Genomic DNA, 25639 nt, shown 5'->3' on the forward strand with positions numbered 1-25639 from the left:
GTCACACCCTCTTCTCGTAGCCGTACCGGTGCAGCAGCGGGAGCGCCATGAGCGTGGTCGCGGAACGCTGGGGGCGGGGCAGCGCGGCCTGCCACCTGCGGTCCTCCTCGATCCGGGTCCGGCCGCGGCCGAACCGGTTGGGGTTGCCGGTGACCGTGTGGTTGCCGCCGAGTTCCACCGTCCCGTCGGCGGCGACGGGGTTGCGGCCCTCGTGCCCGAGCAGGTCGAGGATGGTGCCGACGGCGGCGCGGGGGCTGCGCACCAGGGCCTCGTAGCGCATGTGCAGCGAGCGGTCCCGGTGCGCGCGGCCGACCGCCTCGGCCGCCAGGTTGAAGCCGGTCCAGTGCCAGGTGCTGTTCAGCGCGGAGCGGCGGCCCGTGTACGCCTTGGGACGGAGCCACGACCAGGCGACCGCGCGGGGATCGCGGATCAGGTGGACGTAGCTTCCCTCGACGCCCGGCAGGGACGCCAGCAGCGCGGCGTCCGAGGCGAACTTGGAGCTGTCGACGATGACGCGCGCCCCCGAGACCCGGGCGATCGCGCGGTAGGTGGCGGCGAGCACGTCGGGCCAGCCGTCCCGCGGCGGGTCGCGCAGCACCCGCCAGGTGTGCCGGGTCCGGTACGCGCCCTGCCAGGCGACGACGTCGGCGGCGTGCCGTTCGAGGGACGTCCCGGGCGGGCGGACCTCCTCCAGCACCTCGGACCAGAACGGGCATTCGCGGTGGCCGAGCCCGCAGCCGCACCGGCCGTTGCTGCCCGTTCCGAGAACCCCGTTCAACCAGAGAAAACGCAGTTCGCCGACGTGCACGATCCCGGGGACCTCGGCGAGGACGTTGCCCAGCATGGTGCTGCCGCTGCGACACCAACCGGTGATGTAAAGCACCTTCATTGGCAAACCGCGACCTTCCGGGGTGTACCGGCACAAGCTGGTCGGGAACATAAAAACATGATCTTCCGTAAAGTGGAACCATCACGAGTGAAACAGGATTGATCCGTCTTTTTGTGACGTCATGACATAACAGAGGGCGGTCACGACGGTCCGATCGGCCAGCGCTCCGCAATGTCCGCGGGCGTCAGCCGCCCCAGCCGGGACGCTCGATGATCTCGACGGCGGCGCACGTCCAGGCGAACCCGGCGCCGATCCCGACCAGCAGCACCCGGTCGCCCGGCCCCGCCTGCCCGGTCTCGACCAGATGGGTCAGGCCGGTGAGCTGGTCGGCCGCGCCGACGTGCCCGGTGCGGCGGCCCCACTCCCACGTGGTCCGCTCCACGTCCAGGCCGAGCGGCTCGGCGTACCGGGTGCGCAGCACGTGCAGGCCGACGTTGGGGAAGGCGAACCGGGAGACGTCGGCGAGCCCCAGCCCGGCCTCGTCCAGCGTCCGGCCGACGGCCTCGCTCAGGCCCGACGTGGTCCGCTCCGCCAGGCTTCCCGCCAACCGCCTGGCGTGCGCGGCGAACGCGGCGCGGCGGGCGCGCACGTCCACCGGGCGGCCCGGGCCCGCGGCGAACGGCTCGTCGCCGCGGTACATGCCCTCCAGCGCGGTGTCGACGACCGTCGAGACGGCCAGCAGCCGCGCGAAACCGTCCCGGGCGAGCACCGCCGCGGCCGCGCCGTCCCCGTAGACGATGCCGCGCACGTCCCCGCGCCACCGGTCGAACCCGGGGTCGGTGAACCGGTCCGCGGTCGTGACCAGGGCGGACGCGCGGGAGGCGTCGGCGGCCAGGTAGGAGGCGGCCAGCTCCAGCGCGCCGAGGGCGCCCGCGCACATCTGCTGGACGTCCAGCGCGGGCGCGCGCCGGCCGTCCTCGCCGAGGACCTCGCGGTGCACGTACGAGGCGGCCGGCCAGTAGTCGACGCCCTGGAACCAGGCCGACGCGTGCAGCAGGAGCGCGACGTCCGACGGCGGGATCTCCGCCCGGCGCAGCGCGAGGCGGGCCGCCGCGGCCGCCATCTCGGGCGGGGCCTCGGCGGCGGCGACGGCGACGGAGGCGTACGCGTCGGCCTTCCGGTCGGCGGGGTCGTAGCGGCCGTCGTCCACCGCCCCGTCCACGTCCACGGCCGCGGGGATCCGCTGGGCGAGCCCGGCGAGGAACAGACCGTCGCAGCGCATGTGCGGACCTCCGGGAGGGTGACGGCAAACAAATCACACATTATGTTGATCTCCTTCGCGGGGCGAGAGCCGTTTCCGGTGGCGGAGGGAGATCGCATGGGCGATGGACGGCACTCGGTGCCGCTACCCGGAACGCGATGGACGGTTTGGCGAGATGTGCTGATCCGCTCCACCGGATTCCCCGCGGACGGACTCGCGCTTTTCGCCGCGCCGGAATGCGCCGCGACCGCCGATGATTTTCTCGACGGCACCACCGGTGAAACCGAATTCGCGCAGGCCATGGACGCCGCATTGGCGGACGCGAGCCGCGCCGCCGCGATGATCGCCGCCAACCCGCTCTTCCGCGAGGCGGTGACATGGCAGAATCCCGCCGCCGCGCTGCATTTGGCACGTCTCGCCGACGGCGCGGCCGTCCGGCCGGGGAAGAACCCGAGGCTGGAGCGCAAGAAGCGGCGGGGGCGCGAGAACACCCTCGTCCGCTACTGGCAGCGCTACTGCGGCAAGAACGACACCGCGGGCTTCTTCGGCCCCGTCGCCTGGGGCACCCTCGACCCGGAGGCCGCGGACGCCGTCGAGGCGCGCCCGGGTGAGGGGCTGGTCAGGTCCCGCAAGGTCGACTTCGAGTTCTGGGCGCTGGAGGCGTACGTCGCCGCCCTCCTGGACGACCCCGACGTGGCGCCGTGGCTGCCCGCCGGCGTCCACCCGCACCTGCTCACCGACGGCGACCGCGTCCTGCGCCCGGGGAAGGACCCGCGCCCCCTGACCGCCGCCGAAGCCGAGGTGCTGTCCGGCTGCGACGGCACCCGGGCCGCGGCCGGGATCGCCCCCGACCCGCCCCTGGCGGCCGCCCTGGACGGACTGGTCGACGAAGGGATCGTCTGGCGGGGCGTGGACATGCCGTACAACCCGCAGGCGGAACGCGTGCTGCGCGGCACCCTCGACGCGATCCCCGAACCGATGGCCCGGGAACGGGCACTGGCCGGACTCGCCCGGCTCGACCGGGCACGCGCGTCCGTGGCCGCCGCCGCGGGCGACGCCGGCGCCCTGGCCGCCGCGCTGGAACACCTGGACGCCGAGTTCACCGCCGTCACCGGAGCGGAGCCGGAGCGGCGCAGCGGCCAGATGTACGCGGGGCGGCGGCTCTGCTACGAGGACACCGTCCGCGACCTGGACGTCACGTTCGGGCGCCCGCTCCTGGACGCGCTCGCCGGCCCGTTCGGCTCCGTCCTCCTGCCCGCCGCGCGCTGGCTGTCGGCGACCCTCGCGGACGCCTACGACGCCGCCTTCCGCGACCTGTACCGCGACCTGCTCGAACCGGGCGCCGGCGGCGTGCCGATGCCCGCGTTCTGGGACGCGGCCCAGGCCCTCCTGACCGGGCCCGACCGCCCGGTGGACGCGGTCGCCGCCGAGTTCGCCCGCCGCTGGAACGCGCTGTTCGGCCTGGACGGCGCGCCGGGCGAGCGCCGCCTCGCCTTCACCGCCGCCGACCTGGACGAGCCCGCCGCCCGGCTGTTCGCCGCCGAGCGTCCCGGCTGGGCGGGCGCCCGCATCCACAGCCCCGACCTGTGCCTCGGCGCGGCCGGCGCCGAGGCGATGGCGGCGGGGGAGTTCACCCTCGTCCTCGGCGAGATGCACACCGCGTGGCCGACCCTCGACTGCGCCGTCTTCGCCGACCGGCACCCCGAGCCGGACCGGCTGCGCGCCGCGGCGGCCGAGGACATCGGCCCCCAGTTCCGGCCGCTGTACCCGACCTGGTGGCCCCAGTACACCGCGCGCATCGCGCCCGTCCTCGGTGCCACCGACCACCAGCTCGCGTTCGCCGCGGCACCCGGAGCGGACCCCGCCCGCGTCCTGCCGCTGGTCGCGCTCACCGTGGCCGAGCACGACGCGGCCCTGGAGGTCACCGGACCGGGCGGGCTCCGGCGCCCGCTCCGCGAGGTGTTCGCGCTGCTGTTCGGCTGGCTCGGCGCCGAGGCGTTCAAGCTCGCCGGCGCCGGCCCCCACCACCCGCGGCTCACCCTGGACGGGCTCGTCGTCGCCCGCGAGACCTGGCGCACGACCGTCGGCGGAACCGGCATCGCACCCGCGCACGGCCCCCGCGAGTACCTCGCCGCCCGCCGCCTGCGCCGCGCCCTCGGCATGCCCGAACGCGTCTTCGCGAAGGTCGGCACGGAGGTCAAGCCCGTCTACGTCGACTTCACCGGCCCCCGCTACGTCTCCTCGTTCGCCACGCTGCTCCGCGCCGCCCGCCAGACGTCCGGCGACGACGTTCCCGTCGTCTTCACCGAACTGCTGCCGGACCTGGACGAATCATGGCTGCCCGGCGCGGACGGCCGGCGCTACAGCTGCGAGCTGCGGCTTCAGCTCTGCGATCCGGAACGTCCCTGAGCGCGGAAGGCGGCCAGCGCCACGAGCATGCAGGCGGTGAACGCGACCCCGGCCGTGAACGCGTCCCGCATGCCGTCCACCTCCGACGAGCCGCCATGGTCCACGGTGACCAGGACGGCGACGCCCAGCGACCCGCCGATCTGCTGCATGCTCTGCAGCAGCGCCGAGGCGGCCCCGGATTCCCCGGGCGCCACCGACCGCATCGCCGTGAACGTCGCCGCCACCGCCACCAGCCCCGTCCCGGCCCCGAACAGCAGCACCGGCCCGAGGATCACCGCGACGTAGGAGCTGTCCCGCGACACCTGCGTCAGCCACACCATCCCGGCCACGCACAGCACCGCCCCGGCCGCCATGATCGGCCGCGGCCCGTACCGGGGCAGCAGCCCGGGCACCGCCCGGCTGGCGGCGATCAGCGCGATCGTCGTCGGCAGGAACCCGAACCCCGTCGCCAGCGGCCCGTACCCCAGCACCCCCTGCACGTAGAGCGTCAGGAAGAACAGCATCCCGCTCATGGCCGCCGTGAGCAGGAACCGCATGAGGAAGGCGCCCACCCGGTCCCGGTCGGCGAACAGCCGCAGCGGGACGATCGGCTGCCGCGCCCGCGACTCGATCACCGGGAACAGCGCCAGCAGCACCCCCGCCCCGCAGAAGGCGCCCACCGTGAGCGTCCCGGACCACCCCCGCTCGGCGGCGCGGATGAACCCGTAGACCAGCAGCGCCGACCCGACGGTGCACGCGAGCGCCCCGCCCACGTCGAACCGTCCCTCCTGCCTGGGTGACTCCCGCACGGCCCGCGGCACGAGCAGCACGATCGCGAGCCCCACCGGCACGTTGACGAACAGCACGGCCCGCCACGACGCCCACGCGGTCAGGACGCCCCCGAGCACCAGCCCCACGACCATCCCCGCACTCGCGACCATGGAGAACACGGCCAGCGCCCGGCTCCTGCGTTCCGCGTCCTGGAACGTGGTCGCGATGAGCGCCAGCGCCCCCGGCCCGGCGAACGCGGCCCCGACGCCCTGCAGCGCCCGAGCCGCCAGCAGCCACCCCGGCGCGACCGCGAACCCCCCGGCCAGCGACGCGACGGTGAACACCCCCACCCCCGCGGCGAACACCCGCCGATGCCCGAGCAGATCCCCGGCCCGCCCCCCGAGCAGCAGCAACCCCCCGAACGCGAGCGTGTACGCGTTGACCACCCACGAGAGCCCGGCGTCACTGAACCCGAGCCCCCGCTGAATGCTGGGCAACGCGATGTTCACGATCGAGGCGTCGACCACCAACGTGAGCTGGCACCCGCACAACAACGCCAGCGCCAACCCCCCACCGCCCCCGACCATAGGACGCCGCCCAGAAACCTTCGCAGGAAGCATGGATTCCCTAACCACGAGCGACCAGCCCAAAAACTAACCAACCCTCACGCCCCTACCAACCCCCAAAACCAGGGGATTTCGCGCCTTGCCCACATGAATGCGGCGCTACCTGGTGGAACTGCTGAAGCCACGAGTTCGCTACTGCTCGTGCGGGTCTGTGTCCTCGTTGTTCTGGGCGAAGGCCCGCAGCCTGTGCAGATCAACCACCGTGATTTTGCGCCAGCCAGTACGAATCAGACCCTGCCTGCGCAGGCGGGCCAAGGACCGCGCGACGGTCTCACGGGAGGCGTCGATCCAACTGCCGATCTCCTCCTGGGACAGCTGGGGTGCTATTTCCACGCTCCCGTCCGCCCTCGGGGGGCCGTGCACGGCGGAGAGCTCGGCCAGATCGAGGAGCAGCATCGCGAGGCGCTGGGCCCCCGTGCTGGTGACATGTACTTCCAGGCGCCGATCCGCGTCATCGAGCCGTCTCACGAACGTGCCGCTGACCAGCATCCATGCTTCGGGATGCGCGTCCAGAAAGGCGATGAATCTCGCTGCGGGGAACACCAGGGCGTTCACGGGGGAAAGGGCTGTGACCGTCGCCGAACGAGTCCGGGCGCCCAGAACCGCGCTTTCGGCGATCAGGTCGCCGGGACCCCGCACGGCCAGGACCACGTTGTGACCGTCTTCCGTGCTGCTGGTCACCTTGGCCCAGCCCTCTTGGATGATCAGCACGTGGTCGGACCCGTCGCCTTCGTGCACCAAGGGCGTCCGGGCATCGAAATGCCGTAGACGCCCCACGTCACGAAGCGCGGCGCGCTGTTCGGACCCGAGGGCGTACCAGAATCCACGCCGAAGGGAGGACGCGTCCGCGGAAGCGCGCCCGCGTCCTCCCCTGTGTGAGATCTCCTCGGCCATCTACCCGCCGTTGAGGGCGCGGATGATGACTGGAAGAACGGCGATGACGCTGGCGACCGCCGTCAGAACTGCGGCGGCGGCCGTGAGTACCGCCGCGGGCCGTAAGGCCGGGGCGGTGAGAGCGCGATGCACGATGAAACCGATGAGGACGAAGAGCGCGATCGCGATCACCGTGACTGCGATGACCACGCCCGTGTTCGGATCCTGTGAGGCCAAGGGCGATCTCCTCTTGTGCCGGTGCCTGGACTGCCGTCGCGGGGCTGACCCGCCGCCGGTGCTCACGGTGCTGAGAGGAGGGAGGGTGGAGCCTCCACGGTCTTCAGCGAGCTCGGGCTGCGGGCTACTTTGGACGGTAGCCCTCGGCCAATGAAGATCGGAAGGGCCGCGGAAATGCCGAAAGGGCGGTACGTCTTCGGGCTCCACCCCGTAGACCCGCCCTCCGGCCGGCGGTCTGAGTCCAGGCACCGGACACAAGTCACGCCTCGGGTTCATTGAACAGGTAGTTCTCCGGCGTCATTGTGACGCCAGGTCACGGATCGCGAGCCGATTCTCGCCGCCTCTTCGAACCGGAGACCGGGGTGACCTCCAGGATAGATTTCCGGGACCGCGGCCGGACGCGCGCTGGGCACGGAGATCTGCAGAGCGCTTCGTCCGGGGTCAGTGGCGGGTGTAGTGGGCGATGATGACGCCCTTGGGGGTGGTGACGGTTTCGGTGAGGTCGAACTCGGTCAGGGGAGCGGGGCCCTCGAAGAGGCGCTTGCCGGTGCCGAGGGTCAGGGGATGGATCAGCAGGGTGTAGCGGTCGATCAGGCCGGCGGCGTGCAAGCTCTGGACCAGGGCGGCGCTGCCGTTGATCGCGAGATTCCCGCCCGGCCGGGCCTTCAGTTCCGCGACCGTCTCCGCGGCGTCGCCGCGCAGCAGGATCGAGTTCTCCCAGGCGTCCGCGTCGTCCAGCGTCATTGACGCCACGTACTTCGTGGCCGCGTTCATGTGCTTGGTGAACGGGTTGCCGTCGGTGGCCCGTCCCCAGGCGTTGAGGAAGTCCTCCCAGGTTCGGCGGCCGAACAGCATGTCTCCTGCGTTGGCCATCCCCTTGGCCATCTCGCGGCCCATCACCTCGTCGTTGTACTTCGGGCCCCAGCCTCCGTGGGTGAACCCGCCGCGGGTGTCCTCGTCCGGGCGCCCCAGCCCCTGGACCACTCCGTCGAGGGAGACGAACATCGTGACGCTGATCGAGCGCATAGACCTGATTCCTTCCGCTGCGCGGGCCGCTCTGCCGCGGCCCTGTCACCCCCTACACGAACGCCCGCCCCCGAAATCGACACCGCGATGGAGAGACCTCGGCCGGGAGTCGTCGAAGCGCTTCGCTCAAACTTCGGTCGGTGGGCCGGATTCGGTCAGCTAGAGGATTTTATAGCGGAGCCGTGGCCTGTGAGCGCGTTCTATCGGGAATGGCGGGCGAGTGCGGGGTGGCCGGTGGCGGGGTGGGCGGATGCTGTGCGGAGGTCGGCGGCCGAGGAAACGCTCGAACGTGGGCAGGGTATTGACCCGAGAGTTCACTCGGCGTTGGTGGGACGGTGGATTTTCCGGCGGGGGCATCGAGTGGAGTTCGGCTCGACCACATATGTGCTGACCAGCTGGTATGTTCTGCGCTTGGCGCCGTGGAGTTCGGGGTGGGCTCGCCGGCCGGATGTGGCGTGGGCGATGGTGGGCGTGCCCGGTAGACGCCGGGGCGGCTCTGTTGCGGAACGGCGTCCTCGGACGCGGAAAGTCTTCATGTCCGGGCCTCGGGGGCGTTAATCCGCGCACCCTTCCGGCTTCGGGGTCGCGTGCCGTGCATCCGGCTCTGGATAGCTAGTAATTAGTATAGTAAATTGACGCCGATCGGCGATCCCGCCTGCAGAAACACGGGGGAGAAGGCCATGGTCGGCATCGAACCGTTCTCGAACCTGCGCCGAAGGGCGATCGTTCTCATCGCGCTGGCGGCGACCGCCGCCGGGCTGGTCGCGTCCCCACCCTTGGCGGGGGCCGACGCCGGGGCCGGTGACGTGGTCGTCAGCACGTCCAGCATCAAGGGACGCGACGGCACCACCTACACCGTCACGAACCACGTCGTGCGTGCGAAGGGCGAAGGCCGGCGGAAGGAGTGGCTGCTGGTCTGGACGGGCGACGCGAGCGTTCCCGGCGGCCCGGTCGGCGCCGCGAGCCACGCCGCCCACCGGAAGGCCGACGGCGAGGGCTCCGCCGACCCCGACTTCCTCGCCGTGATCGACGCGACGAAGGGCTCCCGCGACTACGGCAAGGTCGTCAACACCGCGACCATCGGGCCGCTGCTGCAGAACGAGCCGCACCACATGCAGTACGTGTGGCACAAGGGCGACAAGGTGTACGCGGGCGGGCTGCTCAGCGACACGACCTACGTGTTCGACGTCGCGCGGCTTCCGCAGGTCAAGCTCAGCGGCGTCGTCACCGCCACGGACACCCCCTGCGGCACGGCCCCGGACGCCTTCACGACCCTGAAGGACGGCACAGCGTACGGCGCCTACATGGGCGGTCCCAACGTCCCCGGGCCGTGCACGTACACGCACGGCGAGGTCAGGACCGGCAACGGCGCGGCCGGGACGCCCGGCGAGGTGCTCCGGCTGGACCAGAGCGGCCGGGTGCGGGTCGAGTACCCGGCGGCCACGGAGGCGGCCGAGCCCGACACCTGCCACAGCATCCCGCAGGTGGACCCGCCGACCTGTGCCAACCCGCACGGCATCCGGGTGCGCGAGGACCTGAACCGGCTGGTCACCAGCGACTTCGCCGAGGTGCGGAGCCTGATGCTGATCCCGTCCGCCGACTTCTACATCGCCCGCGACACCGTGCGGATCTACGACATCGCGCACCGCGACCGTCCCAGGCTGCTGTCGGTCTCCCGCCTGCCTGACGGCCCGCGCAAGGAGCCGTTCCTCATCGAGGAGGAGCCGCGCGTGGTGATGGAGACGGCGCTCACCAACGAACGCCACCACAAGGGCGGATTCGTGTCGACGATGGGCGGAGCGTCCATCTACTACACACCCGACATCACCGATCCGAAGCCGAAGTGGCGTGAGGTCTTCGACGACACGACCGCGTTCACCAGGCTCGCCCCCGAGCTGGACAACCGCGTCGGCATGGACGGCGGCTCCTGGCTCCAGACCAGCGCGGACGACCGGTACCTGTACCACGTCGTCATGCGCCGGGGGGACGAGTCGTCCGGCGGCAAGGACACCGGCATGGTGTACGTGCTGGACGTCCGCAAGCTCGTCGACGCGGGCAAGCGGACCCGGTGCAACATCGACACTCTGGAAGAAGTCAAGCGCGGCGGCGCCGAGCCCGACTGCCCGTCGCTGGTGAGCGTCCTGCCCGTCGAGGACCCGACGACCGGCGGCCCGCACTGGGCGGCGCTGGACAACTTCCGGCAGGGCCCCGGCGGCTACTACCAGGAGACGCGGCAGCCGACGCGGCTAGTGCTGGCGAACTACTTCGTCGCCGCTTCGCCGTTCGACGGCGACCACCGCGTCTGCATGGTGAACATCTCGCCGCGGCAGCAGCTCTCCCTGGACCGGACCTTCAAGGACGAGCACACCGGCCGGCCGTGCGTGGAGTTCAACCGGTCCGCGTGGCCGCACGGCGAGACCGGCGACGCCCGGCCGCACGGCGTCCTGTTCGCGGTCTCCGATGCCGACGTCCGCTGACGTCCTGCGCGTTCCGGCGGGGGCGGCGGCGCTGCTGCTCGTCGCCTCCCCGGCGTGGGCGGACGGCGGGCACGGCGGCCACGGCGCGGTGCCGGACGACGGCTGGACGACCACGGCGATCCGCGTCGTCGCCCTGCTCGCCACCGCCGTCGTGGCGGGCGCCGCGCTGCTCCGGCCGCGCACCGGCCCGCCGTCCCGCAGGCTCACCGTGCTCGTCTCCGTCGTCGCCGCCGTCGCGGCGGTCGGCTACCTCGTGGCCGTGGACCGCGTCCTGGTTGCCTTGGCGCTGGCCGCGGTGGCGCTCGCGACGCCCCGCGCGTTGCAGCACCCCCGGCGCTCCGTCGCGTCCGGTGCGGTTCTGGCCGCCGCGCTCGCGACGCTCACCGTGGGCGGCTCGCTCGCGGTCGTCCGGGACCGGGTCACCCCCGGCGTGCCGCTGTTGCGCGAGGTCGACGTGGCCGGGGAGCGGATGCCGGTCCTGGTGACGCCGCAGCGCCCCGGCTGGAACCTCGTCCACGCCGGCGACCGTCCGGTGTCGGTGGGGACGTCCCGCGATCCGGCGAGCGCGACGTCGCGCATGCCGGGCGCGCCGGGGACCTGGCGGCAGGTGTGGCTCCCGCCCGGCCGCAGCCGGATCAACGTCGGCTCCGGTGGCCGGACGGCCTCCATCACCGTCGACACCGGCCGGGACGCGGCCGCGTCGCCGCAGCTCCGCACGGACGGCCCGGAATGCGCGAGCGCCGCCCTCGGAGCCCTGGTCTCGGGCGGCTCCCCACCCGCGTGTCCCGCCGACCGCCTCGGCACCGCGGACGCCGCCGCCCTCCGCGCGACGGTCGGCTTCCTCGCCGGACGCGGGGTCCGTTCCGTCCACCTCATCGCCGACGGATCACCCCGCTCGCGGGCCGCGGCGCTGGCCGTCCGGGAGGCGACCGCGCGAGCCGGAATGAAGATCACGACAGCGGGCGCGAACCGGCCGGTCGTCGTCGTCTCGGGCTGGTCGAAGGCGGACGCGGTCCTCCGCCAGATGGCGCGGGGCAGCCTGCGCGGGCAGGGCGCCTACCTGGCACCCTGGCTGCTCAGCGCGCCGCTGCTGGCCATCCCGGCCGCCCAGATGCTCCCGCTGCGCTTCTCGCCGCGCGCCCCGGACCCGCTCCGCTACGCCGCCGAACTCCGGGCCCGCTTCCCGGACGAAACGCCCACCGCCGCCGGCTACGCGGCATGGCGCGGCAGCAGGGAGGACGACGACCCGCCCCGCCTGTACGCGGCCTCCCTCGTCACCTTCATGCCGTCGAGAACCCCGGCGCAACACACGCACACCGGCACCAGCTGGCTCCCCGGCGGCACCATCACCGTCGCCACCGGCCCCCTCGCCTGACCCCTCGGGAAACAACGGGCGGCCACGCCGCCTACCCGGCGGAACCGGTCTCGACGCGGCGCGTCACGATCGCGGCGATGAGCCGTCCCAAGGCCGGCACCTCCAGGGGCAGGAGCGACGTCGCCGGATGGGTGCGGCGGCGCCCTCCCCTCTCGACGGCCTTCACGATCGCCTTGGCCGCCGACTCGGGGGTGACCGGCGGCGGGGTGCGCATCGGCCCGGCCCGCCAGGGGAGCAGATCGATGTCGCGGGCGGCGGTGTCCGTGGCGCCGGGGACGATCTCCAGCACCGACACGCCGGTGCCCTTCAGTTCGTTCCGCAGCGTGAGGGTCAGATGCGCCAGGGCGGCCTTGGACGCGCCGTAGTAGCCGAGAAGCGGGATCGGCACGGCCCGCAGGGTGGAGGTCACGTTCACCACCACCCCGCCGCTGGAGCGCAGGGCGGGGAACAGGTGGCGGGTCAGGGCGAGCGGCGACCAGAGGTTCGTCTCGAACAGCGCCCGCGCCTGGTCGTCATCACCGGTGATGCTCTGCGCGGCCACCAGACCGGCTCCGGCGTTGTTGATCAGAATCTGGACACCGCCCAGCGCGGACATCGCGTCCCGCGCCAGTTCGGCGGCCGCGCCGGGACGGGAGAGATCCGCCTCGATCACGCATGGACGTACCCGTCCGGCGTCCTCGATCTGGTCGGCGACGTCTTCCAGGGCCGCCCGGCGCCGGGCGGCGATCGCCAGCCGCCCACCCCGCTCCGCCAGGGCGAACGCCACCGCTCGGCCGATCCCGCTCGAAGCGCCCGTCACCAGGATCGGCGCCCCTGCCACTGATCGACGGCTCACCCGCCCGCTCCCGCCGCAATGGTGGCGCCCATCAGGCCTCCCAAGTTGACTGATTATCAATCAATCTGGACGGTAATACCGCTCTCCCGCACCGTCAAGCAAGAGCCGGCGCCCTGCGCCGCATCCGAGCTCCGCGGCCGACCGCCGACGCGCTCTAGGCTGCTGCCATGACCGGCCCGCAGCCCGACGGCTCCGAGACGCCCCGCGTCGACCGGCGCGTCCGGCTCGTCACGGCCGCCTCGCAGCTGTTCTCCGAACGCGCCTACGACGAGGTGACCACCACCGAGATCGCGCGCCGAGCGGGCGTCGCGTACGGGCTCATCGCGCACCACTTCACCAACAAGCGCGGGCTTTACCTGGCCACCATCCGTGCGGCCGGCGAAGCGCTGCGAATCCTTCAGGAAACCCCGCCCGAAGGCGAGACGCCGGCCGAGCGGCTGCGCGACGCCATCAGCCGGCACATCACTTACATGGACCGCCACGCCGCGGGATTCCTCACCCTCATCCGCGGCGGAAACGGTTCGGACCCCGAGGTCCGCGCCATTATCGAAGACCTGCGCTGGCAGGGCGCTCTCCGCATTCTCGACGCCCTCGGCGCCGGACACCCCGTCCATCCCGTACTCCGCGCCTCCATGCGCGGCTGGGTCGGTTATCTCGACGAACTCATCGTCGACCACATCCAGCACCACGACGTCCCGCAAGAGCATCTCGTCCGGCTGGCGACCAGCGCCCTGACCGCCACCTTGCGCACGGCCTGCGCCATCACCCCCGACGTCGGGATCGCCCCGGCCACGGTCGATCGTCTGGAGGACACCTCGGCCGGCGCGCCGGGGCCGAAGACGAAGAGGCAGGCCAGGGAAGGAACGCCATGACAGAGCGCACGCCGTCCGGGGAGATCCCGCAGGTCGTCGCCGCCGCGCAGGAAGCCGCTTCGGCGGCCGGATTCACCCGGTCGTGCACCGACGAGGTCGGGCGGTTGCTGCGGGTTCTGGCGGCGGGAAGCGCCGGGCCCATCGCCGAACTCGGGACGGGCTGTGGAGTCGGCGCCGCGTGGATGGCGGCCGGCAAGCGGCCGGACACCCGGCTGGTCACCGTCGAGGCCGACGCCCGGTACGGGGCCGTCGCCCGGGACGTCCTCGGCGGCGTCCCCGGCGTCGAGGTCATCACCGGCGACTGGTCCTCCGTGCTACGCCACGGCCCTTTCGCCCTCGTCTTTCCAGACTGCGCCGGCGCCAAGGAACTGGGCGACGACCTCGCCGACTCCATCGCGGTCGGCGGCCTCGTGATCATCGACGACCTGACGCCCGCATGGCGTCCCCGCCCGGCGGACCGCGCGGGAAAGGACCGCGACGAAGTCCGCGAGTCCTGGCTGCGGCGCCCCGGCTTCGCCGGAACAGAGGTGCTGGTGACGCCCGAGTCCGCCGTGCTCCTCGTGTCCCGCCTGGCCTGATCCGGGTCTCGGCAGACCACCGACGCCCGCCTGTACCGGGGCGTCCTTCGGACGAAGCTTCTGCGCCCTCGCGGAGAACATCCTGTTCGCCCGGCTCGCGCTGCGCAGCCGTCCGGGCTTCCCGGGCACGGGCTCGATCCCGGGCGGGCAGCCCCTCGCCCACCACACCGCCGTCCTTCACCCAGTGCCAGAACCACATGTGACGCCGGCCCTTCCCGGAAAGACATACGATTCCGAAAATGAGTTCCCTCTATCCGGTAGAGATGAGCCTGAAGGAGCGCCACCGCCTGGTCGGCAGGCTGGACAACAGCAGCCGGTCATTGCGAGAGAACGGCGACGTCGCCGAGGCCGGCGAATACAGCGCGATACTCGACGAATTGTGGGAGCACACCGGCCACCACGCCATCGATCTGCCCGAGGACACCACGGTCACGGTGTCGTTGACCCCCGACCACTGGTTCCTGCTCTCCGGCCTGCTCGACATGGACGCCTTCCAGTCCGCCGCCCGCGAGCCGGAGGAATCGACGCTCGTCCGGCGGCTTCGGGACCGCATCGGCGAAGCCCTCGGCGACCGCCTGCCGGCGCCCCGGCAGCCTTCGGCGCCGCAGCACCGCACCGTCACCGTCCAGGTCGACGAGCTGGGGTGTTACGTCCTGTTCGCCGCTCCCGGCGTCGATCACCCTTTCCCCGTCACCGCGTACCGGTTCGACTCCTACGCCTGGCTGGACGAGGGCGACGGCGTCGCCGTCCGCTCCCACATCCTCACCGGCACGCGCGACGGCGCCGTCCGCCTCACCGCCGAACTCCTGGACGGCCCACCCTCGCTGGACACCGAGCCATGGGACGGCGTAGCCGAATACTCCTGGACGTTCCACACCGTCGACGTCCCCGGACCGCCACCGGCGGCGGCCACGCTCCGGGCCGCCGCACCCGGGCAGGAGGCGGTCAGCCTCTTCGAGTTCGACCTGGTGTGGCCGTCCACGTGCATGTACCGCGTCCGCGCGAGCGTCCGAGACCGCGACGCGGGCGCCGACGAGCAGCACCTCGTCCAGCTGTGGCGGGCGCCCTCCGCGCCGCCCCGTCTGATCAAAGCCACCGGCCGGCGCCGCCGCGGCGGATCGTAGGCGGCGCGCCGTCAGACGCGGATGAAGTCGTAGGTGAGCGTGTTCGTTTTGGCGTCGTGGCCGATCGCGACCCAGTCGTTCCCGAGCCCTTGCAGCCAACCCGGGAAGCGGCCGAGGCGACGTCCCGTGGACGCGTCGTAAATGAGCACGAACGGGTGGTCGCCCTCGGCTCCGCTGACGGCGACGCGCCGCTGCGTGACGGCGGTCTCCCAGCTCGCGGACGTCCCCGGCAGGCCGGGATCGGGCGCCTTCCACAGGACGCGGCCGGTGCCGAAGTCCAGCAGCGCAAGGGCGCCGGTGTCCGCGTGATCCCTGACCAGGAGCGTGTGCCCGTCACCGTCGATCGGGACGCCCGGAGCGTCGCCGCGCCAGACCGTCCGGCCCTTGACGAGATCGAAGACCTGCGGCCTGCCGGTGTCGGTGGACGCGGCGATCCGGCGGCCGTCGCCGATCAGGTCGAGGCCGGTGCTGGACGGGGCGAGCCGCTTCTCGCACTCGCCGCCGGCCTCCCGTCCCGCGAAGACCTTCCGGGTCCATTCGCGGTGCCCGGTCCCCGCGTCGGCCGCGGAGACGGTGACCGTGCAGTTCTCGTCGCCGGACGGAGGATCGTGGTCGGTGCTGATCAGCGTCCGCCCGGCCACGACCGAGTACCAGCCGCTCCCGCCGGAGGCCTGCGGCACGGGCCGGTCGTCGCCGCGGCGGGAAACGTAGATCCGCCCGGTCTCCGGGACGGCCGGCGGACGCACCCCGACCGCGGTGTTCGCCAACCGCACGCCGTCGCTCCCGAGCTTCCAGCGGACCTTCCCGGTGCGCAGATCCCTCCGCGTGATCTCGCAGTCGGTGCCCTCGCCGCAGACGGTGGTGAGGACGGCGTCCTGCGTGACCTGCACCCTCATGGCGGGACCGTCCTGCCAGAGCGTCCGGCCGTTCGCCGCGTCGATGACGCTGAACCGGACCGCGTCGGCCCCGGCGGCCTTCCGCCGGTGGACGATCAGGTCGCCGGCCACGTCGACCTCGTCGTCCTCACCGGAGGGCACCCGCCACAGCTCCCGCCCGGACCCTGGGTCGACGCCGAGGACCGCCCGGTCGTTGGCGATCACCGCGACCCGTCCGGCGATCGCCGTGGTGTTCTCACCGGTCGGCACGGACAGCGACCAGGCCGCGCGCGGCCCCTCGCGGGTCGGAGTCTTCAGCGAGGTGCCGGAGCAGGAGGCCCCCGCCGTGGACACCAGGAGCACGAGGGCGGCAGTCCCCAAACCGAGCCGGGAGCGAATCATCCCGACATCATTCCGGCCTTCGCCCCTCGACCGCCATCGGGCCTTGGGAAATGCCGGCACGCCTCACGTCCAGCAAGAGCGTCGGGCCGGATCACGCCGCGGCGCTCACCCGCCACAGGTCAACCGCTCTGCGGACCCGTCTGAGTCGGGTCCTCCGGGAGGATGCTGGCGGCGTTGTGCAGGAAGGAGACGACCGCGGTGATGAGCGCCGCCAGGCAGGCGTAGCCGAAGGTCTGCCAATATCCGGTGGAAAGGACGACGGTGCCGGCGCCGGCGCTCGGGAATGCGCTCGCGAGCCCCTGCAACAGGGTGCGCAGCGCTCGCAGCGAGGCGGTCCTGAGCTTGGCGGCGAACGTCTGCCCCGGTGAACTGCCGATGAGTGCGCTCGTCACGGCCATGATCCGTTCCTCCTGACGCGAGGGTGCGCACATGGATCGACCGCCGTCACGGCCGCCTGGTGAGGGGTGTGCGGGCACCCGACTCCCGTGGCGAGGATCCACAGCTCTCGCGCTGGGCGTCAAGACGCTCACGTCGTGCGCCCGTGGCCACGTCCGGCCTGTTGAACGCGTTCAAATAGTCGCGCTAGGCTCGTCGTACGAGACGGGGAGCCGCAATGAAGATCGTGATACCTGGGGGAACCGGGCAGATAGGCCCGATCCTGAACCGCGCGCTGACCGCCGCCGGCCATGACGTGGTCGTCCTGACCAGGCGCCCGGCGAGCGAGCACGAGATCGGCTGGGACGGCGAGACACCGGGCCCCTGGACCGAGGCGATCGACGGCAGCGACGTGGTGATCAACCTCGCCGGACGCAGCGTGAGCTGCCGGTACACGCCCGCCAATCTGCAGGACATGATGGATTCGCGGGTGCGCTCCACCGAGGCCGTCGGCGCGGCGATCGCCGGCGCCGCGAAGCCTCCCGCCGTCTGGCTCCAGATGAGCACCGCCACCATCTACGCCCACCGCTACGACGCCCCCAACGACGAGGCGACCGGCATCATCGGCGGCAACGAGCCCGGGGTTCCCGGCTACTGGGCCTACAGCGTGAAGATCGCCAAGGACTGGGAGCGGGCGCAGCAGCGGGCCGAGACCCCGTCCACCCGCAAGGTCGCCCTGCGCTCCGCCATGGTGATGAGCCCCGATCGCGGCGGAGTCTTCGACTACCTGCTCTGGCTGGCCCGCCTCGGCCTCGGAGGCCCGGTCGCGGGCGGCGCGCAGTACGTGTCCTGGATCCACGACCAGGACTTCGTCCGCGCGGTGGAGTTCCTGATAGCCAGGGACGACATCGTCGGCCCGGTGAATCTCGCGGCCCCGGCCCCCGTGCCGCAACGCACCTTGATGCGGGAACTGCGCGCCGCGTGGGGCGTCCCGATAGGCCTGCCCGCGACGAAATGGATGGCCGAACTCGGCGCCCTCGCACTGCGCTCAGACACCGAACTACTACTGAAAAGCCGCCGCGTAGTCCCCGGCCGCCTTCTCGAGGAAGGCTTCACCTTCCACCACCCCGGCTGGCAGGTGGCCGCCGAAGACCTCGTCCACCGCGTCCGCACGTCCCGCTAGCGGTGGATCACCCGTCCGCGCGGGAGCCCCGGCGGTGGACACTGACGGCGTAGCCGCCGCCGCGGTAGTCGTCGCCGTCCCAGGTGGCGAAGCGCCGGTGGAGGCTCAGCCCGGCGGCCGCGCACCAGGCGTCGTAGCTCGCCAGATCCACGCTCGGCGGCACCGGAAGGTGAGCGGCGTCCAAGCCGAACCCCGCGACGAGAAGGCCGCCTGGACGCAGGAGCTCGGCCAGTGCCCGGATCGCCGCGGGCTCGGTGCCCTGCGCCAGCAGGGGGATGACGTTGCCCGCGGCCACGACGAGATCGAAGGGATCGGCGTCCGGCAGTTCGAAGTCGGCCAGATCGGCCCTGATCCAGGTCATCTCGGGGGCCGCCCGGCGGGCCTCGGCCAGCATGGAGGCGTCCAGGTCCACTCCGACGCAGGTGTAGCCGAGTTCGGCGAGCCGGATCGCGACCCTTCCGGTACCGGTGCCGGCGTCCAGCACTCGCGAACCCGGAGGGACCAGCGACGCGCACAGCCGCGCCTCACCGTGCACGTCCGCCCCGGTGGCGGCGAGGTCGGCGAACCGGGCGGCATAGTCCGCCCCGGAACTCCCACCGGTCAGATCGGACCAGCGGCTCATCGGCACCTCCTTCGCAGTGGCCGGGTACGCCAGGGTAGCCGAGCACATCCGACGCTCTGATCCACCTCGACGCCTCCGATCCCGACCGCGGCGAGCCGCCGGCCTCCCGCCGGCGGGCGTTATCGCAGCGCAATGCCGCTGGACGTTTCCGCGGGCGCTTCTGAGAAAGATCTCTGCGTGTTTCGTCGCCTCCGCCGAGGGAGGACGGCCGGTCCTCGCACTCGGTGGCGGGGACACTGCGCGAGGAGGACTGAATGGGCATGCGGGTCGTCTGGGGCCGGATGGGCAGGCGCCGCCGGTTGCGCCGGGTGGCCAGGGAGGTCTTCGGCTGGCCGGACCTGCGCCCGGGCCAGGGCGAGGCGATGGAGCACCTGCTGCGGGGCCGCGACGTCCTGCTGGTCATGCCGACCGGCGGCGGCAAGTCCGCCGTCTACCAGGTCCCCGCCCAGCTGCTTCCCGGGCCGACCGTGGTGATCTCGCCCCTGATCGCCCTGCAGCGGGATCAGATGGTCGCGCTCACCGGCCGCGACGCAGGCGGAGCCGTGATGGTCAACTCCGCCCAGTCCGACGGGGCGAGCGAGGACGCCATGGACCAGATCCGGGCGGGCCGGGCGGAGTACATCTTTCTCTCACCCGAGCAGCTGGCCAAGCCGTCGGTCGTGGAGCGGCTCGCCGCCGTCCGCCCGTCCCTGATCGCCGTGGACGAGGCGCACTGCGTCTCGTCGTGGGGCCACGACTTCCGCCCGGACTACCAGCGGCTCGGCCGGGTGATCGAGCAACTCGGGCACCCCCCGGTGATCGCGCTGACCGCGACCGCCTCGCCGCCGGTGCGCGACGACATCCTCGCGACACTCGGGCTGGGCGAGGCACAGCAGATCGTCCGCGGTTTCGACCGGCCCAACCTGTCCCTGGAGGTACGGCGGTTCCACGAGGAGGCGGACAAGCGGCGGGCGCTGGTCGAGGACGCCGCCGGACGGAAGGGGCTGGGCCTCGTCTACGTCGCCACCCGGCGTGACGCCGAGTCATACGGCGAGGAGTTGGCCGCGGCGGGCCTGCGCGCCGCTTCCTACCACGCCGGGATGAAGGCGGCGGACCGTCACCGGGTGCATGAGGCGTTCCAAAGCGACGAACTCGATGTCGTGGTGGCCACCTCGGCGTTCGGCATGGGGATCGACAAGCCCAACGTTCGCTACGTGCTGCACTCCGCTCCGCCGGAGTCCCCGGAGTCGTACTACCAGGAGATCGGCCGTGCCGGACGGGACGGGGAGCCCGCGACGGCCGTCCTGTACTACCGCTCGCAGGACCTGGGCCTGCGCCGATTCTTCGCCGCGGGTAAGCCCGACGAAGAGAAACTTCTCCAGACCGCGACGCTCCTCCAGACCCACGGTGGCCCCGTTCGGGCAAGCGAGATGCGTACCACCCTGGGCGTCGGCGCATCCAAGCTCACCAGCATGGTGAACCTGCTGGAACAGACCGGAGCCGTAGAGACGACAGGCCGCGGAAACCTGCGCTACGTCCAGGAGGGTCCGCCGCCCGAAGATGCCGTGGCGCGTGCAGTGGAACTCGACGAGAACCGCCGCCGCGTCGACGACTCCCGCATCGACATGATGCGCGCCTACGCGGAGACAACGGACTGCCGCCGCCGTTTCCTACTGGAATACCTGGGCGAGCCCCACCCAGGCTCATGCGGCCACTGCGACGCCTGCCAAACCGAAACAACCACCGAACCGGCCCGCGCCGACGAACCGGCCGCATCCCCGAGCGATGCCGACGACGCCCCGTTCCCCCTCCACGCCGAGGTGCAGCACGCCACGTGGGGACCCGGAACGGTCATGCGACTAGAACCCGACCGCATCACCGTCCTCTTCAAGGACGCCGGCTACCGCACGCTGGCCCTAGAGGCGCTCCAACGAGACAACGACCTCCTAACCCTCAACCCCGGCAACCCCCGCCCACGAACCCGCCGCGGCCGGACACCCCGAAAACGCCGAGACAAGGCCACCGCAGGCAGCGAGAAATCCACCACCGGCGTCTCCTGACCCTAGGCGCAGATGCTGTGCTGATAGCAGCCGAGATCACGGCTGGGGGCGAAGAGTTGTCACCGTCCGGCAGCGCCGTAGGCCGGGCACGCACATCTTCGACGCGAAAAAGGTCGGCGGCGCGGGGAGGTCCCCGCGCCGCCGATCGGTCGGTGCCCCGCTCGGGGGCGTTCGAGTGGTGTGGCCCCTCGGCTACATCATGCTGATGACATGGCAGAGGGGCTGGCCGTCCCGCAGGATCAGCAGCGAGCTGCCCCTCTGCAGGCCCCGGTCGACCTCCCGCCACTTGTCGGCCAGGAGGACCGCGATGTCGAAGGCCACCGCGGTACCGGTGATGAGCGTGCACGGCATCGCGTGCCCACCGCACCCACTGGCGTCCTGAGAGGGGAACAAAGGCGACAGTTCGTAGCCGCCCTCGGTCACCGCCAGGCCGCACTCGCGGGCCAGCTCGGCCAGGTGTTTCGGCGCCCAGTGACCGATCGCGGTGAGGGTGATGTCCACGGGAGCCGTCGGGTCGATTTCTCTGGTTTTTGTGATCATGCTGTCTACCGTCGGCGCTTCCGCCCGACCGGCAAGCCACAGGCGCTGTCGGGCACGTACGGCGTTACCGGTGACCCGGCAGGCGGGAAGTGGGCGTGTCGGCGAGCTTTCGGCACGGTGGCGCATCGGCGACGGCCGGTATGGAAAGGTCGACTTCCTTGCCTACACGGGGACCTTCCACAGGTGGATGGTGCCGTTTTGGGTGCCGGTGGCGAGGGTGTGGCCGTCTGGGCTGAAGCGTACGGCGAGGACGGCGCCGTCTTTGCCCGTGAGCGTCGGGCCGCGCTGTCGGTGGCTTGTTACGTCCCAGAGCCTTGTGGTCCCCTCCGAGTCTCCGGTCGCGAGGGTGCGGCCGTCCGGGCTGAACACCGCCGTGTGGCAGCGGCCGTCGCACTGGAACGGAGTGCCCTTCTGCAGGCTTTGGGCCACGTCCCACAGGCGAACGATCTTTCCGCCCGCCGTCGCGAGTGTGTGCCCGTCGGGGCTGAACGCCACGTCCTCTATCCAGGAGTCGTGCCCGGACAGGTTCCCGCTGAGCTTCTTGCGGTCGTACACCTCCCACAGCTGCGTCACACCGCGGGTGTTTCCGGTGTTGGGATCTTCTTCGGTGCCGGTCGTGCCGATGGCCAGCATCCGGCTGTCCGGGGCGAACGCCAGGGCCTGCACGTTGCCGGCGCCGGTTTCCAGGAGCGGGCCCACCTTCGCGTCGTCGAGGTCCCACAGCTGCACGGACTGGTCCGTGTTGCTGGTGGCCAGGACGCGGTCGTCCGGGCTCAGGGCCAGGGACGTCAGGGGTCCGAGATCGATGTCGAGGTCGGTCGGTTCGCCTTTGCCCGACACCGGGAAGAGGCGGAGGCTGCCGTCGTCGCCCGCGGTGTACAGGGTGCTGCCGCCGTGGCTGATCGCCAGCGCGTTGACGCCGTCGGGGTGGTCGAGGGGCGCGCGGCGCTGCTTCCCGTCCGCGACGTTCCAGAGCCGTGCCGTTGAGTCGTCGCCGGCACTGGCCAGCGTCCGGCCGTCCGGGGTGAACGCCAGGTCGCGCACGGACGCGGTGTGCCCGCGCAGCGAGCGGCTCGGCAGCGGGGCCGCGGACTGGTGCGTCCCGGAGTCGCTCCGGGCAGCCGATCCAGACCATGGCGACACGACGAGGGTCGCCACCACCAGGGCCGTGGCCAACGCCGCCAGGACACCGCCCGCCGCCAGCGCGCCGCGCGGGGAGCCGAGGGCGGGGCGGGGACGGCGCGTGTAGACGAGGGTCGCCGCAGGCTCCGGGCCGGGCACCCAGCCGATCCAGGCGCGCCGCTCGTCGATCATCCGCTGCACCGCGGGCGGCCACGGCTGCGCGGCCGGGGCGACCCCGCCGACCATCGCCGCCAGCCGGGTGGGGGTCGGCCGCCTGGCCGGGTCCTTGGCCAGGCATGCCGCGACGGCCGGGCGGAGCCGGTCCGGTACGCCGGACAGGTCGGGTTCGGCGTGCACGACGTTGTAGAGCGCCTGCGCCGGGCCGGGCCCGTCGAAGGGGCCGCGGCCGGTGCAGGCGTACACCAGCACCGACCCCAGGGAGAAGACGTCGCCGGCCGCGGTCGCCGACCCCTCCTCGGCCTGTTCCGGCGACATGTATCCGGGCGTTCCCGCCAGGACGCCGGTCGGCCCGTCGCCCTCGCTCTCGGCCGCCCGCGCGACCCCGAAGTCGATCACCTTCGGGGCGTCGGCGGCCAGCAGCACGTTGGACGGTTTGAGGTCGCGGTGCACCAGCCCGGCCCGGTGGATCTCCACGAGCGCGGCGCAGAGCCCGGCCGCCAGCCGCAGCACCGCCGGCTCCGGCAGCGGCCCGGCCGCCCTGACCGCGTCCCGCAGCGACGGCCCCGGCACGTACACCGAGGCCAGCCAGGGGGTCGGCGCGTCGGCGTCCGCGTCGAGGACGGCGGCCGTGTACGCGCCGGACACGCTGCGGGTGGCCGCCACCTCGGCGCGGAACCGCTCCCGGAAGCCGGGGGTGCCGGCCAGCCGGGCGTGCATGAGCTTCACCGCGACCGGCCGCCCGTCGGGCGCGGACCCCAGCAGCACCCGGCCCATCCCGCCGCGGCCGAGCTCGCCGAGCATCCGGTAGTGCCCGACCCGCTGCGGGTCGGACGCGGCGAGCGGTCGCATGGTCACGTTGCCCACCGATGGTTCAGGCGCGGGTGCGGCCGGCGACGTCGTAGAGCCACACCTTCTCGTCGCCGCCGACGGCGAGGGTCTTCCCGTCCGGGCTGAACGCGACGGCGGCGGCCTTGCCCGGGAGGGTGATCGGCTTCCCGACCTCCTTGCGCCCGGCCACGTCCCACAGCCGCGCGGTGGTGTCGTTGCCGACGGTGGCCAGCAGCCGTCCGTCCCCGCTGAACGCGAGGCCCTGCGGGGCGTGGTCGCTCGCGGGGACCATCTCACCGAGCGGGGCCGCACGCGGGACGTCCCACAGCCGCACGGTCATGTCGGCGCCCCCGGTCGCCAGCGTCCGGCCGTCCGGGCTCATCACCGCCTTCGTGATCTGGACGCTGTGCCCGCGCAGGGGCTGTCCGACGTCCTTGCGGGAGTTCACGTCCCACACCCGCACCACATCCCGCTGGGTGAAGGCCAGCAGTCGCCCGTCCCCGCTGAACGCGATGAACGACATGATGTTCGCCGTGTCGAAGGTGAGCCCGCTCACCTCCTTGCGGGACTCGGTGTCCCACACCTTCAGATGGGAGCCGATGGCCGCCAGCCGGTCCCCGGCGGGGCTGAAGGCCACGTCGCTCACCGGGGCCGGGTCGTCGGAGAAGTCGAACATGGGGATGCCGAGGGTCGCGCCGACCTGCCGGCGGGTCCGCACGTCCCACACCTTGACGCCGCCGTCCATGCTGGCGGTGAGCAGCAGCAGCCCCGTCCTGTCGAACCTCGCCTTGAGGGCCGACTTGGGGGCGATCTTGAGCGGCTGGCCGGACGGCCGCCGGGCCCTGGCGTCCCACAGCCGTACGGTGCCGTCCTCCCCGGCGGTGACCAGGAGATCGCCCGCGCGGGTGAACTCCGCGTGGTGCACGGAACCGGCATGGCCTTCCAGGACCGCCACCGGCTTCGCGTCCTTACCGCCGCTCCCGCCGGACACGTTCTTCTGCCCGGATGCCGGTTCGTCGTCACCGCGCAGTGCCCAGGCGGCGGCGCCGCCGAGCGCGGCGAGGCCGAGGGCGCCGCCGCCCGCCATCAGCAGGAACCGTCTCCTGTCCGGGGCCGGCGCGACGGCCGTGGGCGTGGGCATCGCCGCGGGCTGGACGTGGGGCGCCGGGGCCTGCGGAGCCTGGAGCAGCCGGGCGACCTCGGCGCCCTGCCGCGCGATGGTGTCGTGCACCGGGTCGGGCCAGGGCCGGGCGGACGGAGGGACCTCGCCGATCCACCGCAGCAGATCGGCGGGCGACGGCCGTGCGGCCGGATCCTTGGCCAGGCAGGCGGGGACGATCGTGCGGATCGGCTCCGGCAGTTCGCCCAGCACGGGCTGGGCGTGGATCACGTTCTGCAGGGTCTGCGGGGTGCTCCGCGCGTGGAACGGGCCGCTGCCGGTGCAGGCGTACACCAGCGTCGCTCCCAGCGAGAAGACGTCGCTGGCGGTGGTCAGGTCCCGCCCCAGGGCCTGCTCCGGCGACATGAAGCCGGGCGTGCCGACCAGGGCGCCGGTCCGGGTGAGCTGGGTGCCGTCCTCGCCCTCGGCGGCCCGCGCGATACCGAAGTCGATCACGCGGAGGCCGTCCTCGGTGAGCAGCACGTTGGACGGCTTCAGGTCGCGGTGCACCAGCCCGGCGCGGTGCACCTCGGTCAGCGCGGCGGCGAGGCCTGCGGCCAGCCGGAGCGCCGGCCCGGCCGCGAGCGGACCGGACGCGGCGACGACCTCGTGCAGCGACGGGCCCGGAACGTACACCGAGGCCAGCCAGGGCTCGGCGGCCTCGGCATCGGCGTCGATCACCGCCGCGGTGTAGGCCCCGGCGACCTTGCGGGAGGCGCGGACCTCGCGGCGGAACCGCCCGCGGAACCCGTCGTCGTGCACGAACTGCTCGTCGACGAGCTTGACCGCGGCCAGCCGGCCGTCCGGCCCGCTGCCGAGCAGTACCCGTCCCATGCCTCCGCGGCCGAGCTGGGCGAGCATTCGGTAATGCCCGATCTGGCGGGGATCGGACGCCTCCAGGGGTCTCACGGCACACCTCCTCTGTCAAACAGACAATAGCGTCTGATTGATCGGCGCGGAGGCGCCCGCAGCCATCCGTCACCACCCCGCCACCCCGCCGCCGCGCGCGGAGAAGAACGGTTCGCTCTCTCTGCGTGCGGCG

General features: G+C 72.5%; 21 protein-coding genes. 8 read left to right on the forward strand and 13 right to left on the reverse strand.

Annotation, left to right across the window (positions count from 1 at the left end; translation table 11 throughout):
* Position 1: 1 nt before the first annotated feature.
* Both AB0C84_RS07460 and AB0C84_RS07465 read right to left on the reverse strand, forming a co-directional pair.
* Complete coding sequence (locus AB0C84_RS07460) at positions 2-940, reverse strand: sulfotransferase (RefSeq protein WP_361062270.1); 939 nt, start codon at positions 938-940, stop codon at positions 2-4.
* Positions 941-1073: 133 nt separating this feature from the next.
* Complete coding sequence (locus AB0C84_RS07465; protein WP_361062273.1) at positions 1074-2111, reverse strand: ketoacyl-ACP synthase III family protein; 1038 nt, start codon at positions 2109-2111, stop codon at positions 1074-1076.
* Between the two features lie 96 nt (positions 2112-2207).
* On the opposite strand from AB0C84_RS07465, the gene AB0C84_RS07470 reads away from it, so the two are divergent.
* Positions 2208-4499 (forward strand): lantibiotic dehydratase, encoded by a 2292-nt coding sequence (locus tag AB0C84_RS07470; RefSeq protein WP_361062276.1) that lies wholly within the window; start codon positions 2208-2210, stop codon positions 4497-4499.
* On the opposite strand, the gene AB0C84_RS07475 is transcribed toward AB0C84_RS07470, so the two are convergent.
* The 4 genes from AB0C84_RS07475 to AB0C84_RS07490 all read right to left on the reverse strand — a co-directional run bounded on the left by AB0C84_RS07475 (position 4472) and on the right by AB0C84_RS07490 (position 8011).
* On the reverse strand, positions 4472-5869 hold the full coding sequence (locus AB0C84_RS07475) for an MFS transporter (protein WP_361062279.1): 1398 nt from the start codon (positions 5867-5869) through the stop codon (positions 4472-4474). The genes AB0C84_RS07470 and AB0C84_RS07475 overlap by 28 nt on opposite strands.
* Before the next feature lie 138 nt (positions 5870-6007).
* Positions 6008-6769 (reverse strand): Crp/Fnr family transcriptional regulator, encoded by a 762-nt coding sequence (locus AB0C84_RS07480; RefSeq protein ID WP_361062282.1) that lies wholly within the window; start codon positions 6767-6769, stop codon positions 6008-6010.
* A complete protein-coding gene (locus AB0C84_RS07485; protein ID WP_361062285.1) occupies positions 6770-6985 on the reverse strand; it encodes a hypothetical protein in 216 nt (71 codons plus the stop codon).
* Positions 6986-7426: 441 nt separating this feature from the next.
* Positions 7427-8011, reverse strand: a complete 585-nt coding sequence (locus AB0C84_RS07490; protein ID WP_361062288.1) for a dihydrofolate reductase family protein — start codon at positions 8009-8011, stop codon at positions 7427-7429.
* Positions 8012-8691: 680 nt separating this feature from the next.
* On the opposite strand from AB0C84_RS07490, the gene AB0C84_RS07495 reads away from it, so the two are divergent.
* Positions 8692-10488: a hypothetical protein gene (locus tag AB0C84_RS07495; RefSeq protein WP_361062291.1), complete on the forward strand. Its 1797-nt coding sequence runs from the start codon at positions 8692-8694 to the stop codon at positions 10486-10488.
* Positions 10472-11863 (forward strand): hypothetical protein, encoded by a 1392-nt coding sequence (locus tag AB0C84_RS07500; RefSeq protein WP_361062294.1) that lies wholly within the window; start codon positions 10472-10474, stop codon positions 11861-11863. The genes AB0C84_RS07495 and AB0C84_RS07500 overlap by 17 nt, the downstream gene beginning before the upstream one ends.
* Before the next feature lie 31 nt (positions 11864-11894).
* Here the strand turns inward: AB0C84_RS07500 and AB0C84_RS07505 are convergent, their stop codons facing one another.
* A complete protein-coding gene (locus tag AB0C84_RS07505; RefSeq protein ID WP_361062297.1) occupies positions 11895-12698 on the reverse strand; it encodes an SDR family NAD(P)-dependent oxidoreductase in 804 nt (267 codons plus the stop codon).
* A gap of 167 nt (positions 12699-12865) precedes the next feature.
* Between AB0C84_RS07505 and AB0C84_RS07510 the strand changes: the two genes are divergently transcribed.
* The 3 genes from AB0C84_RS07510 (at position 12866) to AB0C84_RS07520 (ending at position 15272) form a co-directional block, all read left to right on the forward strand.
* A complete protein-coding gene (locus AB0C84_RS07510) occupies positions 12866-13570 on the forward strand; it encodes a TetR/AcrR family transcriptional regulator (RefSeq protein WP_361062300.1) in 705 nt (234 codons plus the stop codon).
* Positions 13567-14148, forward strand: coding sequence for a class I SAM-dependent methyltransferase (locus tag AB0C84_RS07515; protein ID WP_361062303.1), 582 nt, complete (start codon positions 13567-13569; stop codon positions 14146-14148). The genes AB0C84_RS07510 and AB0C84_RS07515 overlap by 4 nt, the downstream gene beginning before the upstream one ends.
* 239 nt (positions 14149-14387) lie before the next feature.
* Complete coding sequence (locus AB0C84_RS07520) at positions 14388-15272, forward strand: hypothetical protein (RefSeq protein ID WP_361062306.1); 885 nt, start codon at positions 14388-14390, stop codon at positions 15270-15272.
* Positions 15273-15283: 11 nt separating this feature from the next.
* On the opposite strand, the gene AB0C84_RS07525 is transcribed toward AB0C84_RS07520, so the two are convergent.
* Entirely contained in the window at positions 15284-16549 is a 1266-nt protein-coding gene (locus tag AB0C84_RS07525) for a PQQ-binding-like beta-propeller repeat protein (RefSeq protein ID WP_361062308.1), read from the reverse strand.
* 119 nt (positions 16550-16668) lie between these two features.
* Positions 16669-16947 (reverse strand): hypothetical protein, encoded by a 279-nt coding sequence (locus AB0C84_RS07530; RefSeq protein ID WP_258940473.1) that lies wholly within the window; start codon positions 16945-16947, stop codon positions 16669-16671.
* 215 nt (positions 16948-17162) lie between these two features.
* Here AB0C84_RS07530 and AB0C84_RS07535 point away from each other — a divergent pair, with 215 nt between their 5' ends.
* Positions 17163-18107 carry a TIGR01777 family oxidoreductase gene (locus tag AB0C84_RS07535; RefSeq protein WP_361062311.1) on the forward strand — a complete coding sequence of 315 codons (945 nt, stop codon included), beginning with the start codon at positions 17163-17165 and terminating at the stop codon, positions 18105-18107.
* 7 nt (positions 18108-18114) lie between these two features.
* Here the strand turns inward: AB0C84_RS07535 and AB0C84_RS07540 are convergent, their stop codons facing one another.
* Positions 18115-18729 (reverse strand): class I SAM-dependent methyltransferase, encoded by a 615-nt coding sequence (locus AB0C84_RS07540; protein ID WP_361062314.1) that lies wholly within the window; start codon positions 18727-18729, stop codon positions 18115-18117.
* A gap of 254 nt (positions 18730-18983) precedes the next feature.
* On the opposite strand from AB0C84_RS07540, the gene AB0C84_RS07545 reads away from it, so the two are divergent.
* On the forward strand, positions 18984-20768 hold the full coding sequence (locus tag AB0C84_RS07545; protein ID WP_361062317.1) for an ATP-dependent DNA helicase RecQ: 1785 nt from the start codon (positions 18984-18986) through the stop codon (positions 20766-20768).
* A gap of 192 nt (positions 20769-20960) precedes the next feature.
* Here the strand turns inward: AB0C84_RS07545 and AB0C84_RS07550 are convergent, their stop codons facing one another.
* From AB0C84_RS07550 to AB0C84_RS07560, 3 genes are all read right to left on the reverse strand, one after another.
* Complete coding sequence (locus tag AB0C84_RS07550) at positions 20961-21308, reverse strand: hypothetical protein (RefSeq protein ID WP_361062320.1); 348 nt, start codon at positions 21306-21308, stop codon at positions 20961-20963.
* Positions 21309-21470: 162 nt separating this feature from the next.
* On the reverse strand, positions 21471-23459 hold the full coding sequence (locus tag AB0C84_RS07555; protein WP_361062676.1) for a serine/threonine-protein kinase: 1989 nt from the start codon (positions 23457-23459) through the stop codon (positions 21471-21473).
* A 22-nt stretch (positions 23460-23481) separates the two neighbouring features.
* Complete coding sequence (locus AB0C84_RS07560) at positions 23482-25506, reverse strand: serine/threonine-protein kinase (protein ID WP_361062323.1); 2025 nt, start codon at positions 25504-25506, stop codon at positions 23482-23484.
* Positions 25507-25639: the final 133 nt, after the last annotated feature.

It is taken from the genome of Actinomadura sp. NPDC048955, assembly GCF_040649435.1.
Lineage (GTDB): Bacteria > Actinomycetota > Actinomycetes > Streptosporangiales > Streptosporangiaceae > Spirillospora > Spirillospora luteofluorescens.

Excerpts from the sequence above, each read along its gene's own strand:
- AB0C84_RS07460 (WP_361062270.1), bottom strand. The coding sequence starts at position 940 with ATGTTCCCGACCAGCTTGTGCCGGTACACCCCGGAAGGTCGCGGTTTG.
- AB0C84_RS07465 (WP_361062273.1), bottom strand. The coding sequence starts at position 2,111 with ATGCGCTGCGACGGTCTGTTCCTCGCCGGGCTCGCCCAGCGGATCCCC.
- AB0C84_RS07470 (WP_361062276.1), top strand. The coding sequence starts at position 2,208 with ATGGGCGATGGACGGCACTCGGTGCCGCTACCCGGAACGCGATGGACG.
- AB0C84_RS07475 (WP_361062279.1), bottom strand. The coding sequence starts at position 5,869 with ATGCTTCCTGCGAAGGTTTCTGGGCGGCGTCCTATGGTCGGGGGCGGT.
- AB0C84_RS07480 (WP_361062282.1), bottom strand. The coding sequence starts at position 6,769 with ATGGCCGAGGAGATCTCACACAGGGGAGGACGCGGGCGCGCTTCCGCG.
- AB0C84_RS07490 (WP_361062288.1), bottom strand. The coding sequence starts at position 8,011 with ATGCGCTCGATCAGCGTCACGATGTTCGTCTCCCTCGACGGAGTGGTC.
- AB0C84_RS07495 (WP_361062291.1), top strand. The coding sequence starts at position 8,692 with ATGGTCGGCATCGAACCGTTCTCGAACCTGCGCCGAAGGGCGATCGTT.
- AB0C84_RS07500 (WP_361062294.1), top strand. The coding sequence starts at position 10,472 with ATGCCGACGTCCGCTGACGTCCTGCGCGTTCCGGCGGGGGCGGCGGCG.
- AB0C84_RS07510 (WP_361062300.1), top strand. The coding sequence starts at position 12,866 with ATGACCGGCCCGCAGCCCGACGGCTCCGAGACGCCCCGCGTCGACCGG.
- AB0C84_RS07515 (WP_361062303.1), top strand. The coding sequence starts at position 13,567 with ATGACAGAGCGCACGCCGTCCGGGGAGATCCCGCAGGTCGTCGCCGCC.
- AB0C84_RS07520 (WP_361062306.1), top strand. The coding sequence starts at position 14,388 with ATGAGTTCCCTCTATCCGGTAGAGATGAGCCTGAAGGAGCGCCACCGC.
- AB0C84_RS07525 (WP_361062308.1), bottom strand. The coding sequence starts at position 16,549 with ATGATTCGCTCCCGGCTCGGTTTGGGGACTGCCGCCCTCGTGCTCCTG.
- AB0C84_RS07530 (WP_258940473.1), bottom strand. The coding sequence starts at position 16,947 with ATGGCCGTGACGAGCGCACTCATCGGCAGTTCACCGGGGCAGACGTTC.
- AB0C84_RS07535 (WP_361062311.1), top strand. The coding sequence starts at position 17,163 with ATGAAGATCGTGATACCTGGGGGAACCGGGCAGATAGGCCCGATCCTG.
- AB0C84_RS07540 (WP_361062314.1), bottom strand. The coding sequence starts at position 18,729 with ATGAGCCGCTGGTCCGATCTGACCGGTGGGAGTTCCGGGGCGGACTAT.
- AB0C84_RS07545 (WP_361062317.1), top strand. The coding sequence starts at position 18,984 with ATGGGCATGCGGGTCGTCTGGGGCCGGATGGGCAGGCGCCGCCGGTTG.
- AB0C84_RS07550 (WP_361062320.1), bottom strand. The coding sequence starts at position 21,308 with ATGATCACAAAAACCAGAGAAATCGACCCGACGGCTCCCGTGGACATC.
- AB0C84_RS07555 (WP_361062676.1), bottom strand. The coding sequence starts at position 23,459 with ATGCGACCGCTCGCCGCGTCCGACCCGCAGCGGGTCGGGCACTACCGG.